The 13,942-nt window shown below is 67.3% G+C and carries 11 protein-coding genes; 5 read left to right on the top strand and 6 right to left on the bottom strand.

Features of this window, described 5'->3' with window-relative positions; all coding sequences use genetic code 11:
* Positions 1 to 40 precede the first annotated feature (40 nt).
* Genes J2S45_RS10750 through J2S45_RS10735 form a run of 4 tightly spaced genes read left to right on the top strand, consistent with a single transcriptional unit; the run spans position 41 to position 5,100 of the window.
* Positions 41 to 1,558 carry a DUF1846 domain-containing protein gene (locus J2S45_RS10750; protein ID WP_296929710.1) on the top strand — a complete coding sequence of 506 codons (1,518 nt, stop codon included), beginning with the start codon at positions 41 to 43 and terminating at the stop codon, positions 1,556 to 1,558.
* Position 1,559: 1 nt separating this feature from the next.
* Entirely contained in the window at positions 1,560 to 3,986 is a 2,427-nt protein-coding gene (locus tag J2S45_RS10745) for an HAD-IC family P-type ATPase (RefSeq protein ID WP_307635401.1), read from the top strand.
* Positions 3,983 to 4,243, top strand: a complete 261-nt coding sequence (locus J2S45_RS10740; RefSeq protein ID WP_307635400.1) for a MoaD/ThiS family protein — start codon at positions 3,983 to 3,985, stop codon at positions 4,241 to 4,243. The genes J2S45_RS10745 and J2S45_RS10740 overlap by 4 nt, the downstream gene beginning before the upstream one ends.
* Before the next feature lie 5 nt (positions 4,244 to 4,248).
* A complete protein-coding gene (locus J2S45_RS10735; RefSeq protein WP_307635399.1) occupies positions 4,249 to 5,100 on the top strand; it encodes a HesA/MoeB/ThiF family protein in 852 nt (283 codons plus the stop codon).
* 122 nt (positions 5,101 to 5,222) lie between these two features.
* On the opposite strand, the gene J2S45_RS10730 is transcribed toward J2S45_RS10735, so the two are convergent.
* The 6 genes from J2S45_RS10730 to modA all read right to left on the bottom strand — a co-directional run bounded on the left by J2S45_RS10730 (position 5,223) and on the right by modA (position 13,245).
* On the bottom strand, positions 5,223 to 5,711 hold the full coding sequence (locus J2S45_RS10730; protein ID WP_270973811.1) for a response regulator: 489 nt from the start codon (positions 5,709 to 5,711) through the stop codon (positions 5,223 to 5,225).
* The gene (locus tag J2S45_RS10725; protein WP_307635398.1) at positions 5,708 to 7,819 is read right to left on the bottom strand and encodes an ATP-binding protein; all 2,112 of its coding nucleotides are present in this window, start codon (positions 7,817 to 7,819) and stop codon (positions 5,708 to 5,710) included. Before J2S45_RS10725 ends, J2S45_RS10730 begins: the two co-directional genes overlap by 4 nt.
* A gap of 2 nt (positions 7,820 to 7,821) precedes the next feature.
* Positions 7,822 to 9,360 carry an SLC13 family permease gene (locus J2S45_RS10720; protein ID WP_307635397.1) on the bottom strand — a complete coding sequence of 513 codons (1,539 nt, stop codon included), beginning with the start codon at positions 9,358 to 9,360 and terminating at the stop codon, positions 7,822 to 7,824.
* A 785-nt stretch (positions 9,361 to 10,145) separates the two neighbouring features.
* Positions 10,146 to 10,406, bottom strand: coding sequence for a GlsB/YeaQ/YmgE family stress response membrane protein (locus tag J2S45_RS10715; RefSeq protein WP_270973816.1), 261 nt, complete (start codon positions 10,404 to 10,406; stop codon positions 10,146 to 10,148).
* A 101-nt stretch (positions 10,407 to 10,507) separates the two neighbouring features.
* Positions 10,508 to 12,475, bottom strand: coding sequence for an ABC transporter permease (locus J2S45_RS10710; RefSeq protein ID WP_307635396.1), 1,968 nt, complete (start codon positions 12,473 to 12,475; stop codon positions 10,508 to 10,510).
* Positions 12,475 to 13,245 (bottom strand): molybdate ABC transporter substrate-binding protein, encoded by a 771-nt coding sequence (gene modA, locus J2S45_RS10705; protein WP_307635395.1) that lies wholly within the window; start codon positions 13,243 to 13,245, stop codon positions 12,475 to 12,477. The genes J2S45_RS10710 and modA overlap by 1 nt, the downstream gene beginning before the upstream one ends.
* An 81-nt stretch (positions 13,246 to 13,326) precedes the next feature.
* Between modA and J2S45_RS10700 the strand changes: the two genes are divergently transcribed.
* Complete coding sequence (locus J2S45_RS10700; protein WP_270973823.1) at positions 13,327 to 13,818, top strand: MogA/MoaB family molybdenum cofactor biosynthesis protein; 492 nt, start codon at positions 13,327 to 13,329, stop codon at positions 13,816 to 13,818.
* The last annotated feature ends 124 nt before the right edge of the window (positions 13,819 to 13,942 follow it).

Genomic DNA, 13,942 nt, shown 5'->3' with positions numbered 1-13,942 from the left:
GAGCCCGGCGCGCTGTTGCGCGAGGCGCGAAGGAGTAAATGTGTCGCAAGTTTTACCCGGCCCCACCCCGTCGTCGATCGGATTTAATCGGCAAAAGTACATCGACATGCAGTCGGCTCACATCCGCGAGCGCCGCGAACAGATCGGCGGCAAGCTCTACCTGGAGATGGGCGGCAAGCTTTTTGATGATAACCACGCTTCGCGCGTGCTGCCGGGGTTTACCCCGGACAACAAGATCGTGATGCTCGAGCAGATCAAGGATCAGATCGAGATCCTAGTGTGCCTTAACGCGAAGGATATTCAGCGCCAGAAGAAGCGCGCGGACCTGCAGATCCCCTACGAGGAGGACGTGCTGCGCCTCGTCGATGTGTTCCGCGAGCGTGGCTTCCTGGTGGAGAACGTGGTGATGACGCAGCTGGAGGCTGGCAACCGCCAGGCACACCAGTTCTCGGATCGGCTGGAGAGGCTGGGCCTGAAGGTGGCCCACCACTACACGATCCCGGGCTACCCGTCGAACACGAAACTGATCGTGTCGGAGGAGGGCCTTGGCCGTAACGACTACGTGCAAACCAGCCGCGACCTTATCGTGGTCACGGCGCCGGGCCCGGGTTCGGGCAAGCTCGCCACCTGCCTGTCGCAGATTTACCACGAGTTTAAGCGCGGTATTCGCGCGGGCTACGCGAAGTTTGAGACGTTCCCGATCTGGAACGTGGCACTGGAGCACCCGGTGAATTTGGCCTACGAGGCGGCGACAGCCGACCTGGAGGACAACAACGTTATCGACCCCTACCACCTGGCGGCCTACGGCAAGCAGGTGACCTCCTACAACCGGGACGTCGACGTCTTCCCGCTGCTGCGCTCGTTGCTGGAGATGATGATGGGCGAGTCGCCCTACCAGTCCCCCACCGACATGGGCGTGAACATGGCGGGGATGTGCATCAGTGACGACGCCGTGGTGCGGCGGGCCTCCCGCCAGGAGATCGTGCGCCGGTACTACAAGGCGCTGGTGGAAGAGGCGGCCAACGACATGGATCCGGTCCAGTCGGACCGGATCGCGCTGATCATGGCGGAGGCCGGCATCACGGTGGAGGAGCGCCGAGTGGTGGAGCCGGCGCTCGCGGTCGAGAGGGCCACGGGCGAGCCGGGCTGCGCGATCGAGTTGCGCGACGGAACGATCATCACGGGCAAGACCTCCCCGCTGCTGGGGTGCTCGGCGGCGATGCTGCTTAACGCGCTCAAGTACCTGGCGGGAATCGACCCGGAGGTGCACCTGCTGTCGCGTGATGCGATCGAGCCGATCCAGACGTTGAAGACGGAGCACCTGGGTTCGCGTAACCCGCGCCTGCACACGGATGAGGTGCTGATCGCGCTGTCGGTGTCGGCGTCGACGTCGCCGGAGGCTCGGCGCGCGCTTGAGCAGCTGCGCAACCTCGAGGGCTGCGACGTCCACACCACAACGATCCTGGGCACGGTGGATGAGGGAATTTTCCGCAACCTGGGGATCCTCGTCACGTCCGAGCCGCACTACCAGCGCAAGACGCTTTACAGGAAGAGGTAACATGTCCGCCACAACGCTCGGCCTATCGTCGGCGGAGGTCGACGAACGACGTCGTGACGGTCGCGCCAACGAACTTCCCCCGCGCACGGGGAAGACGGTGGGGCAGATCGTGCGCCAGAATGTGTTCACGCGGATCAACGCGATCTTGTTCGTGTTGTTCGTCATGGTGATGACCACGGGTTCGCTCGTCAATGGGGCGTTTGGCCTGCTCATCGTGGTGAACTCGGGGATCGGTATCGTCCAAGAGTTGCGCGCGAAACGCACGCTGGAGTCGTTGGTGATCGTGGGCGCGGAGCGGCCGCGCGTGTGGCGCGACGGGGAGCTTGCCGAGGTGGCGCAAGAGGACCTGGTGCTTGACGACGTCGTCCGGGTCGGTGCCGGAAACCAGATCGTGGTTGACGGCGTGGTCGTGGCGTCGGATTACCTGTCCGTGGACGAGTCGAATCTGACCGGTGAGTCGGACGCGGTGCGTAAGGCGCCGGGCGATCCGATCATGTCGGGTTCGTTCGTGGTCTCCGGCTCGGGGGACTACGAGGTGACGAAGGTGGGCGCGGAGTCGTATGCGGCGAAGCTCGCCGCGGAGGCTTCGCGATTTTCGCTCGCCCACTCGGAGTTGCAAGCGGGTATCAACAAGATCCTCACCTACATCACGTGGGTGCTCATCCCGGTGGGTCTGCTGACGATCTACTCGCAGACGCGCGGTGGGGTCCACGATTACCGCTCGGTCGTCCTCGAGATCACGGGCGCGCTGGTGCCGATGGTGCCGGAGGGCTTGGTGCTGATCACGTCCACGGCGTTCGCGCTCGGAGTGATCCGCCTGGGCAAGCGCCAATGCCTGGTCCAGGAGCTGCCCGCGATTGAGGGGCTCGCGCGCGTGGATGTGGTGTGCGCGGACAAGACCGGGACGTTGACGGAGAACACGCTCGTCTTCTCCGAGCTCGAGGTGATCGGCGACGGGCGGGTCGCTCACGAGGGCGCGGCCGGCGGATCTGACGAGGGGGCCCGGTGCGCGCAGGTCCTGGCGCAGCTGGTCGCCACCGACCCCGACCCCAACGCCACCGCGCAGGCCATCGCCGAGCAGTTCCCGGCCGAAGGCGAGAAGTGGGAGGTGGTCGAGCGGGCGCCGTTCAGCTCGGCCACGAAGTGGTCGGGCGCGACGTTTGCCCGGCCCGAGGCCGGGCAAACGGGCCGGGTCACCTACGTGATGGGCGCCCCCGACGTGCTCGGCGGCGACCACCCGGCTGCCGCGCGCGCCGAGGAGGTTGGGGCCACGGGCCGCCGCGTCCTCATGCTGGGCCGGGCACAACGAGAGGTTGGCGAGGAGGGCGCCCCCGGCGTCGTGACGCCGCTGGCCCTCATCATCTTCGAGCAGAAGATCCGGCCCGACGCCCGCGACACCCTCGAGTTCTTCGCCGAGCAGGACGTGGAGGTCAAGGTCATCTCGGGTGACAACGCGGCGTCCGTGGGGGCGGTGACCGAGCGCCTCGGCGTCGAGCAGGGCACGCCCGTCGATGCCCGGCGTATCGAGCCCGCCGACTTCGCCCGCACGATCGAGGACAACCGCGTGTTTGGGCGGGTGCGCCCCGACCAGAAGCAGGAGATGGTCAAAGCCCTCCAAGCCAACGGGCACACGGTGGCCATGACCGGCGACGGCGTCAACGACGTGCTGGCCCTGAAGGACGCCGACATCGGCGTGGCAATGGGCTCGGGCTCGGCGGCCACCCGTGCGGTGGCGAAGATCGTGCTCCTCGACAACCGTTTCGCCACCCTCCCGCACGTGGTGGCTGAGGGCCGGCGCGTGATCGGCAACATCGAGCGGGTGGCCAACCTGTTCCTCACGAAGACGATCTACTCGGCCTTCCTCGCGATCCTCGTGATCCTAGCCGCCGTGCCCTTCCCCTTCATGCCGATCCACGTGACGATCACCGGCTGGTTCACCATCGGCATCCCCGCCTTCATCCTCGCCCTGCCCCCGAATCACAACCGGGCGCGGCCGAACTTTGTGCGCCGGGTATTGCGATTCGCGGTGCCGGCCGGCGTCGTCGTCGGGGCGTCGTCGTTCCTGGCCTACATGGTTGCCTCCGGCTGGGACGTGCCGGCCGTGCACGTGCAGGAGTCGACGGCGGCGCTCGTGGCGCTCATCATCCCCTCCTCCTGGGTGCTGTTCTGCATTGCCCGTCCGCTGTCCCCGTGGAAGCTGGCCCTGGTGGTGTTGCCGCTGGCCGGGTACGGCGTCATCTTCACGTGGGACGTCACCCAGCAGATCTTCATGCTCGACTCGTCGAACGCGGCAATGATGTGGACGGCCACCCTCATCGGGGTGGGCGGCGCGCTCGTGGTCGAAGCACTGTGGTGGATCATCCGGGCGCGTTCGGCGCAGCCCATGCCCCTGTGGAAACCGGAGCCGTTCTTCGAGGAGGCCGCATGATCGCTCACCTTCGCCTGTTTGCGGCGGCCGCTGACGCCGCCGGAGCCGAGGCCGTGTCCGTGGAGGTTGCGCGCGGCGCCACGGTGGAGGAGCTGGTGGCCAGCGTTCACGGCGCCGTCGCCCCGGCCGATCCTGAACGCCTCGAGCGCGTGCTCGGGCTGTGTTCGTTCCTGGTCAATGGCAAGCACGCCGAGAGGACGGCGATCCTGCCCGACGATCCGAGGGTGGACGTCCTGCCCCCGTTTGCGGGCGGCTGAGGGGCGTGAGTGTGCGTCATGGAGCCGGGGCTGGCGAGGGGCCCGCGGGCGAGCCGGCGCGGCGCGGCGTTACGATTGCGGCGCTCGTCGAGCCGGGCCCCGAGCTGACCCCCGACCAGCGGGAACGCTACGCGCGGCACATTGCGCGGGAGGAGATCGGCGAGCTTGGGCAGCGGAGGCTGCTGGGCGCGCGCGTGCTTATGGTGGGGGCCGGCGGCCTAGGCTCGCCCGCACTGCTGTATCTGGCGGCGGCGGGAGTTGGCGCGGTCGGCGTCGTCGACGCCGACCGCGTGGATATAACCAATCTTCAGCGCCAGGTCATCCACTCGACGGCCGCGATCGGGGAGCTGAAGGTTGATTCGGCGGCGCGCCGGCTCAAGGAGCTCAACCCGGACCTGGCCGTCCAGACTTTCCCGGTGCGGCTGACGCAGGACAACGTCGATGGGGTGTTCGCCGGCTGGGACCTCGTCCTCGACGGCACCGACAACCTGCAAACCCGTTTCCTGATCTCCGACGCCGCTGCGCGGGCCGGCATCCCCGTGGTGTGGGGCGCACTGCTCGGCTGGCAGGCGCAGGTGTCGGTGTTCTGGACCGGGCCGCGGGCGGTGGCCGCCGGCTTCCCCGGCCCGAACGGGCTGTGTTTGCGCGATCTTTTCCCGGTCGAACCGCCCGCCGGATCCTTGCCCACCACCGCCGAGGTGGGGCTGATGGGTGCCGTCCCCGGCCAGGCGGGTGCGGTCATGGCTGCCGAGGCGATCAAGCTCATCACCGGCACGGGCCGCCCGCTCGTCGGGCGCGTGCTCTTCCTCGACGTTTTGGCTGCTCGCACGCAGGAGATCCCCTTCGCCCCGCGGTGACGCTCCCGGCCCGCTTTGCCGATGAGCGGGCTGGTGAGCGCCCTACGTGGGACGATTTGAGCCGTATCTTTATATATACGAAGATACGGCTCAAATCGTCCCACGAAGGAACCACCTCCGGGTTAGTCGGCGATCGAGAAGTCCCGGGCTAGCTCCATCGCGCGCTCCGGATCGAGCACGGCCAGGTGCGGCAACGGGTTGATCCCGGTGATTTCCACGTAGTCGGTCAGCATCTGCCTGACGATCCTGCGCAGCTCCTCGGGTTGCCAGGGCTTGGCGATGTAGTGCTCAAGATCGGCATCGTTGACGGCACGGATCGTGTCGGACAGGTCGGCCTGCCCGGTCACGAGCACCTTGCGGGTGTCAACGGTGCGTTCGTCGTCCATCATCTGCACGAGGAAGTCCACGCCGGTGGTGCCGGGCATGCGGTGGTCGCACAGTGCGAGCGCGAGCGCATCGCCGGCGCCGTCGATCTCGTCGACCACCTCCCAGGCGTCCTCGACGTCCTCGGCGGGTTCGATGCGGGCGACGTCGGCGAAGTCAATGAGGTCGCGCTCGATGGAGGCACGCACCTCCGGCTCGTCCTCGACGATGAGAATCGCAAGTTTCATGATTCCTCCTGCTCGGTGGTGTGGGTTGGTCTGAGGGGGATGTGGTCGGGTCGGTGGATGGCGGTGGGGTCGTCCGCCGCCACGCCGGGGGAAGCCGCCGGGCCGGGGGAAGCCGCCGGAGGGCCGGCGATCGGAAGCGAGACGGTGAAGGTGGTGCTGCCCGGGCCGGTGTCGACGCGGACGGTGCCGCCGTGGCGCGAGACCATGTTGCGCACTACCGACAGCCCGATCCCCATCCCGAAACGCACCTGGCCACCCTTCGTGGTGAAGCGCGGCTCGAACATGTTTTTCTGGATCTCGGGCGCGATGCCGGGGCCGTTGTCCGCGATCGCGACGATGACGTTCGGCCCGTCCACACCCGTCGTGATGCGGATGCGGGCATCGGGCTGGTCGGCCATCGCCTCGGCGGCGTTGGTGATGAGGTTCGTCCACACCTGCGAGAGCTGGCCGGGGTTGCCGGTGATGTGGGGGATGGTGTGGAAATCGCGTTCGACCTTGACGTTGAGCAGGCGGTGAGAGACGAGCCGGAGGGTGTCGTCGAGCCCGACGTGAACGTCAACATCCGTGATCGGATCGCCGTCCGGGCGCGCATAGGAGCGCAGCGAGGCGACGAGCTCCGTCACGCGGTGGGTCGCCGTTGAGATGTTGCGCAGGCCCGTGCCGATTGACGCCGCCAGCTCCACGGTCTCCACGTCGATGCCGCGCGAGCGCTTAATCTCCGTGGCGAAGGCGGGGTCGTGGATGCCGGCCAGCACCAGCCGTTGGGCAGCCGCCCGATCCCCCAGCGCTTTCTCCAGCTCGCGGCGGACCTGGCGCTCCTCGCGGGTGGTGAGCGAGGCAGCTCCGTGGGCGCCGTCCATTGCCGCCAGCACCCGCCGCGCCCACTTCTGGTCCTTCGCGGTGCGAGCTAGGGCGTGGACGTCGTCGTACAGATGATCCCCGATGCGCTCGATGGCGGCCATGGGGTTGTTGAGTTCGTGGGCGACGCCGGCCGCGAGCTCACCGAGCGAGGCGAAGCGGGCCTGGCTCATCAGCTCGGCGCGGGCCGCCTCGAGGTTGCTGAGCGCCTGGGCGAGGTTGGCGCGTTCGCGCTCAAGCTCGGCGGTGAGCTCCACCTGCTCGATCTGGATGTCCTCAGAGCGGCGCAGGCGACGGTCGAAGGAGCGCACAAACAGGGCCGCCACCAGCGAGGGGATCTCGGAACTGTGGCTCCAGATGTAGTTCATCTGCTCGAAGGTGAGCTGGACGGCGACCACGTTTGTTGTCGTGCGGGAGGTGAAGAACGCGTTGCGGCCCGAGGTCAGGGCGAGCATGCCGATGAGCCGCCCCGTTGTGGAGCGATGCATGGTGACCGCGCCGACGTCGGAACGCATCTCGAGGGCGACCTGCCCCGACAGCGCCAGCGTGATCTCCTCGACCCGCTCGCCCTCGGTGGTCAGGCGCGTGTTGGGCGGGTGGTGGACGCGCGGCTGATAGCCGAGCAGCTCGTCGGCGAGCTCAACGATCCGGTGGACGATCTCCAGGTCGGAGGCGTCGAGGTTGAGGGCGAATCGTTCGTCGACAGTGGCGCGCTCGCGGCGCCCGCCCGCCTTGACACGCGTGTTCTTGCGGTAGCGGCGCAGCTGGGTGCGGATGTCGCGGGTGAAGGGCAGGCGCGGGACATCGGGGAGGTAGGCGAGCAGGTCGAGCCGGTTGGAGTCGGCGAGCGTGGACAGGCCGCTGACCTCCCGCTCCGTGGTCAGCAGTACCACGCGGATGTCCTCGTGGCCAGGTTCGGTGATGAACTCGTAGACGGGGTGGTGCGCGGCAAGGCCGTGCTTGTCTACGGTGAGCGTGATGACCGCCAGCTCATCCAGCTCCCCCTCCCGCTCGCGCAACTCCTCGATGCCTGCCATGTGGTGGACGATGCACTCCCCGCGCAGCCCCTCCGCGAGCCAGTGTGGGACCGAGGCGGTGAGCGGGTCCGTGCTGAGCATGACGACGTCGAGCGGGCGCGCGTCCACGATCGGGATCGACGGCTGGACGCCGAATGTGGCCGAGTCGAGCGCGGGGGAGTGGAACGGCGCGCGGTTGAACGCGGCCGAATCGGACGTCGTCGGGAAACCCATCGTTACGCCAGCCCGATCGCCGACCACAGGGAGGGCAAGGCGAAGATAAGGACGGCGGTGGCCGCCGTTCCTACCACCATGCCCAGTAGCGCCATCTGGGAGATCTTGATCTCGCCCGTCGAGTAGGCGATCGCGTTCGGCGGGGTGGAGATCGGCATCGACATGCCCAACGAGCACGCGATCGCGACGACGACGCTGACCGTGAGCGTGTCCACCCCGTCGAGGGAAACAGCAAGCGATACCGCCAGCGGGACCAGGAGGTTTGCCGCCGCCGAGTGGGAGATGACGTTCGCCATTCCGAAGCCAATCAGGCCCAGGATTGCCACGATCCACACGCCGCCCAGGCTCTCCCACGGCACCGAGCCGACCAGCCAGGCGTCCAGGCCGGTGGCTCCCACGCCCGTGCCGAGCGCGATGCCGCCCGAGACCAGCCAGAGCACGGGCCAGTCGAGCGCCTTGATGTCGGCCCCGCCCATCACCTTCAGGCACAGCAGAGCCACAACCGGGAAGAAGCCGACGGTGTTGGAGGAGATTCCGTGCAGCGGCTCCGTCATCCAGGCCAGGATCGTGATGCCGGCGATGACGTAGAAGATGCGTGCGTTGGTTGTGCGGTCCCAGTTCGAGGTCATCTCGACGTGGATGCGGGCGTCCTTCGGCAGGAACACGAGGGAGAGGAACAGCCAGGAGAACAGGAGGATGATCAGCATGAATGGCACCGCCATGATCATCCAGTCGACGAAGGAGATTGTGATGCCGCGCTCTGCGAGCGCGCCGATCGCAATGGCGTTTGGCGGGGTGCCGACGGGCGTTCCGATGCCGCCCACGTTCGCCGCTAGCGGGATGGATAGAGCGACGCCGGCACGAGCCTTGCCCTTGGGCAGGGCCTTGAGGATAGGGACGACGACGGCGAACATCGTGGCGGTGGTTGCCGTGTTCGACATGAACATCGACAGGATCGCCGTGATGAGCATGAGGCCGGCGGTGGTGGCCCGGGCGCTGTCCGAGAAGGGCTTGAGCATGACGGAGGCGAGGTTGCGGTCCAGGCCGTACTTTTCCGCTCCGTGAGCGATCATGAAGCCGCCGAGGAATAGGATGATGACCGGGTTGGCTAATGCTGCGAAGTAGGCGGAGGCGGGCAGGAGCTGATCGGCGAGCGCGCCGTCGTCGGCGGCGGCCGGGTCTGGGAGGGCCGGGTCTGGGAGGGCCGGGGCGAACACCCCGCCCTTTGCCACGAACAGGACCTCCAGCATGATGACGAGCACCGCCGTAGCCGTGAGCGGGATCGGCTCCGTGATCCAGAAGATGATGGCCAGCAGGAAGATGGCCAGCATGCGTTCGCCGAGCGGCTCGAGGTTGGGGATGTCGACGAGGAGTGGGAAGGCGAAGGCGATCGCGCCTAGGATCAGGCCGATCTTTTCCTTCGTGCCGAGCGGCGTGCGGCGCTGGGCGATGGGCGCCTTGCGGGTGCGGCGGGCTGGGCGAAGTGCGCGTTGGGGTGAAGCGTGTCCGTCATTGGAGGTGGCGCGTGTGGCGTCATTCATAAAAAACATCCTAGTGTTTTCTATGCCACACTTTTGGGCCCAATGGCTCGAATAGGGCACGCGTTCGGCTCGGTTGGCGGGCCCGTCCAGGCGTCATTGCGGCGGATGCGGTCGGCTCATGGTCCTTCGGAAGCCGGCGTGACCAGCGGGAATACCAGTGGGAATAATTCCCAGACAACTCCCAGACATCACCAATGGATATCCAAGTATCGATTGCCATACTAGAGACATCGCAAGGACATCCCCCTTCAAGGTATTCCTTTCGTGTGTGTGATGCTGAAGCCTGACACACTGGCTGGAGAAGAAATTTGTGCAGTCTTCTCCGTTACGGCCAGAGTGTCTGCCCGAGGCGGGCCGCCTAGCGTGGATGGCGGCCCGCCTCATTTATGTGTTGAGCCCTTGTGGGGCCCGTTGGGGCTGGCTGGTTTTCGGGGGCATGCATCGGCCCGCCGGTTGCCCGGCGGTGCGCCGCCTGCGCCCCGACGCAACTCGGGAATCTGGGGCCGGCCGGGCCCGTATAGCGATCGATAGCCGGTATATTCAAGAGAAGTGTCGACAGGTAGCACAAATCCTCAAGTGAAGTGTCGGGGCAGGCCCGCACCAGCTGGCTGCCCGGCGATGCTCCCTACCGCGGCCGACATAACTCAGGAATCTGGGGCCAGCCGGGCCCGTATAGCGATCTGCAGCCGGTATATTCAAGTGAAGTGTCGACAGGTAGCCCGAATACTCAAGTGAAGTGTCGGGCTCGGCCAGCCCCTACGCGGCGGCCGGCCCCTACGCGGCGGCTAGTTCTTCTTGCCCGCACGCCCTAGGTAAATGCCGATGAAGATGATCGCGAGCACCGTGGCTACGATCCAGCGGAGCCAATCGATGCCGGGTGTGTTGGTGGGGTAGTTGAACAGCTGGAGGATGAGGTTGCCAACCACCACGCCGGCCACACCGAGTCCGACGGTTGCCGGCACGGAAATTGGGGCATCCTTTCGGATGAAGCGAGCGAGGAAGCCGATCACGGCCCCGAAAACAATTGTTCCGATAATGTTGCCCATGGATTGGAATCCTTTCTAGTTTTCACGTCCCGGGTCTGGGAGGCGTGGTGTCCACCCTACGTCATGGCGCGCGCTCCGCGCGCGGCGAGCCGCGCCGCCACCTAGTCGGCGACGTGAGAAGTTGTGATGAGGCGCACCTGTACGGCCTTGACCTCGGCGAATACCGACGCGCCTTCTTCCACCCCGAGCTCGGCGGCGGCGCCCGCGGTGATAACCGCGTGGATTGGCGCGGCAGAGCCGATATCCAGCTCCAGGTTCACCCCCACGGCGGCGGTGCTCACGGAGCGTACCCGCGCCTCGAAGACGTTGCGTGGCGAACCGGGCGTTCGCTCGACGCGAAGGGCGACGGCGGTGGGTTCAAAAACGGCGGCGCCCGGCTCGCCTTCGGCGAGCCCGTCGGCGATCCCCTGGAAGGTCACGCCACCGGAGACCAAGCCCTCGGCGCCCATCACTCCGAACTGCATGTTCACCCCGGCGAAGCTGGCCACGAAGGCGGTGGCCGGACGGCTGAGCGCTTCCGGCACGGGGGCAAGCGCGACGAGTTTTCCGCCCTCGAGCGCGGCCACGCGGTCGGCGAGGGTCAGCGCGTCGACGATGTCATGCGTGACGATCAGCGTCGTAATGCCCGCCACCCGCCGGGCAATGATCGCGCGTAGCTGGGCGGTGGCGGTGGGGTCGAGGGCGGCGAAGGGTTCGTCGAGCAGGAGGAGCTGCGGGTTGACGGCGAGAAGCCGAGCCAGCGCCACGCGCTGAGCCTGCCCGCCGGACAGCTGGCGCGGGTTACGCTGCTCGAGGCCCGCCATCCCGACGGCGGCGAGCTCCGCCCGCGCCCGCTCGCGCGCCTTGGCCTTGGCCACCCCGGCACACCGCGGCCCGAAGGCCACGTTGTCGAGCACGCTCATGTGCGGGAACAACGCCGGCGCCTGGTCGAGGAACCCGACGGCTTCCGGCCGTTCTACCCGCGATGTTGGGCTTGTGATGTCCCCGGCGAGCAACCGAATCCCGGTCGACTTGCCCGACCCATTCGGTCCGATGAGCGCGATGGTTTCGCCGGGTTTCGCCTCGAGTCGGTAGCGAACTCCCCGCTCGGGCACGTCCGCCTCGAGCACGAACCCGACGGGCGCGCGCGTCTCCGGTTCGGCTTCGGAATCGGCCCCGACGCCGCCGCCAGCCCCGCCGCCGCCAGCCCGACCCCCGACGACGCCAGCCGGCCCTCCGCCGTCGCCGCGCATATCGGCGCCGCCGGGCTTTTCGGCGTCGTGGGTGCGGGCGAATCGGCGCGAGCTGTGGGCTTCGATGGCGGTGGAGAGCGCGGTGACGAGGAGGGCAATGAGGATGAGGAGGAGGGCGAGGGCGAGGGCGGAGTCGGGGTCTTGTTCGCGCTGAAGATAGACCTCGAGGGGGAGTGTGCGGGTGGTGCCCTGCAGGGAGCCGGCGAAGGTGATGGTGGCGCCGAATTCCCCGAGGGAGCGGGCGAAGGCGAGGGCGGCGCCGGAGACGATGGAGGGGCCAAGCACGGGGAGGGTGATGCGGCGAAACTGCACCCACCGGCTGGCGCCGAGCCCGGCGGCGGCGTGTTCGAGGTCGGAGCCGGCGGCGCGCGCGGCGCTGTCCACGGTGGTGACCAGAAAGGGCAGCGACACGAAAACCTGGGCAAGGATGACGGCCGCGGTGGTGAACGGGATCTGGATGCCGGCGACCTCCAGCGCCGAGCCGAGTAGCCCGCGCCGGCCGAAGGTGGTGAGCAGGGCGAGACCGGCTACCACGGGCGGCATGACCAGCGGCACGAGGACGAAGGTGCGCAGCGGGGTCAGCCAGGCGGGGCGGCGGGGTAGCTCGGCGGCGCGCGCGAAGATGAGCGCGAGGGGCGTGCCCACGAGCAGGCAGATCGCCATGGATGTCAGGCATGTGCGCAGGGAAAGCCACAGCGCGTCCGTGGAGGCGGCGGAGCTCAGGATTGGCCCCAGATCTGCCCACGGCACCCGCGAAGCCATGCCCACCAGGGGAAGGATGAGCATGGCGAGCGCGAGCGTGGCGGGGAGCCAAAAGCCCCGCGGGATGGCACGCATTACTTGCTTTCGCCCTCGCCGGTGCCGAACCCGTACTGGGTGAGGATCGCCTGGCCCTTCTCGGACATGACGGCGTCGAGGAAGGCTTTGGCGGCGTCGGGGTTGGGGGCGTCGGCGAGGGTGGTGATCATGTAGGAGGTGCCGACGTCGGTGATGCCGGGTACGTCGACGATCTCCACCTTGTCTTTCACCAGCATCGCGTCGGTGACGTAGACGAGGCCGGCATCCGCCTCGCCGGTCTCCACCTTGGTGCGAACGTCCGTCACGGACTGCTCTTCTGAGACGGGTGTGAGGGTGAGGCCGACGTGCTCGGCGAGCTGTGTGGTGGCGGCGCCGCACGGCACCTGCGGCGCGCACACGACCAGTTTGGCGGCGTTGGCTGAGATGAGGTCGGTGACGCCGGCCGGGTTGCCGCTGGGCACGATGAGGCGCAGCGTGTTCTTGGTGAACTCGGTGGGTGAGACGGCCGCCTCGCCCACCTTATCCATGCTGCCCACGTTGGCGGAGGCGAAGACGTCGGCCGGGGCGCCGGCGAGGATCTTCTCCGCGAGCGCGGAGGAGCCCTCGAAGGAGAAGGTGACGTCGACGCCCGGGTTGTCCGGTTCGAAGACGTCCTCTGTGATGCGTGGGAATGCGGTGTTGAGGGAGGCGGCGGCGAAGACGATGAGTTGTGAGCGGGCGTCTGAGTCGGCGTCTGAGGTGTTGGCGCCCTGGGAGCAGGCGGCGAGCAGGAGGGTGGCGACGGCCACCGCGGTGATTCTCTTCAGCATGGTTGTCCTTCCGAGGCAGGGGTGGTGTCTGAGACAGGTAGCGGGCCTTGACTAAACCCTTACTCGTTCTATAATGATCCCATGAGTATTTCAGCTGCTGTTATCACGATCTCAGATCGAAGCGCCGCCGGCAAGCGCGAAGACATCTCTGGCCCCACGGCCGTCCGGTTCCTCGAGGAGGCGGGCGTCAGGGTGATCGACACCGCCGTGGTCCACGACGACGTCCGAGCCATCGCCGAAGCCGTCCAGACCGCGGCGTACGACGAGGTCGACGTCGTCATCACGACGGGTGGCACCGGCATCTCTCCGCAAGACTACACGGCCCGCGCCATGGATCCGCTACTGCGCTTCGACATTCCGGGCATCCCGGAGGCGATCCGCTATCACGGCATTATCAAGGGTAGCCCCACGGCGATCCTGTCGCGTTCCCGCGCGGGCGTCATGGTGCTCGGGCGCAACCGCACCCTCGTGGTGAACCTGCCGGGCTCGGTGGGCGGGGTCGAGGACGGGATGGAAGTGCTCATCCCGATCCTCGCGCACGCGGTAGAGCAGATGCGCGGCGCAGACCACTGATCCCCTATAGGTCAATAACTCTGAGGAGATCCCTTCGCGGGACGATTTGAGCCGCATCTTCATATATACGAAGATGCGGCTCAAATCGTCCCGCGAACGGCGGCCGGCGAGGATTGCCGGTTAG

The sequence above is a fragment of the Trueperella abortisuis genome (assembly GCF_030811095.1).
GTDB lineage: Bacteria > Actinomycetota > Actinomycetes > Actinomycetales > Actinomycetaceae > Trueperella > Trueperella abortisuis.
The sequence above is the reverse complement of the archived record's forward strand: the minus strand, read 5'-3'. Positions and strand labels throughout refer to the sequence as shown.

What these genes read in the sequence shown, in the direction of transcription:
- J2S45_RS10745 (WP_307635401.1), top strand. Translation starts at nt 1,560, where the DNA reads ATGTCCGCCACAACGCTCGGCCTATCGTCGGCGGAGGTCGACGAACGA.
- J2S45_RS10740 (WP_307635400.1), top strand. Translation starts at nt 3,983, where the DNA reads ATGATCGCTCACCTTCGCCTGTTTGCGGCGGCCGCTGACGCCGCCGGA.
- J2S45_RS10730 (WP_270973811.1), bottom strand. Translation starts at nt 5,711, where the DNA reads ATGAAACTTGCGATTCTCATCGTCGAGGACGAGCCGGAGGTGCGTGCC.
- J2S45_RS10725 (WP_307635398.1), bottom strand. Translation starts at nt 7,819, where the DNA reads ATGGGTTTCCCGACGACGTCCGATTCGGCCGCGTTCAACCGCGCGCCG.
- J2S45_RS10720 (WP_307635397.1), bottom strand. Translation starts at nt 9,360, where the DNA reads ATGAATGACGCCACACGCGCCACCTCCAATGACGGACACGCTTCACCC.
- J2S45_RS10715 (WP_270973816.1), bottom strand. Translation starts at nt 10,406, where the DNA reads ATGGGCAACATTATCGGAACAATTGTTTTCGGGGCCGTGATCGGCTTC.
- J2S45_RS10710 (WP_307635396.1), bottom strand. Translation starts at nt 12,475, where the DNA reads ATGCGTGCCATCCCGCGGGGCTTTTGGCTCCCCGCCACGCTCGCGCTC.
- modA (WP_307635395.1), bottom strand. Translation starts at nt 13,245, where the DNA reads ATGCTGAAGAGAATCACCGCGGTGGCCGTCGCCACCCTCCTGCTCGCC.
- J2S45_RS10700 (WP_270973823.1), top strand. Translation starts at nt 13,327, where the DNA reads ATGAGTATTTCAGCTGCTGTTATCACGATCTCAGATCGAAGCGCCGCC.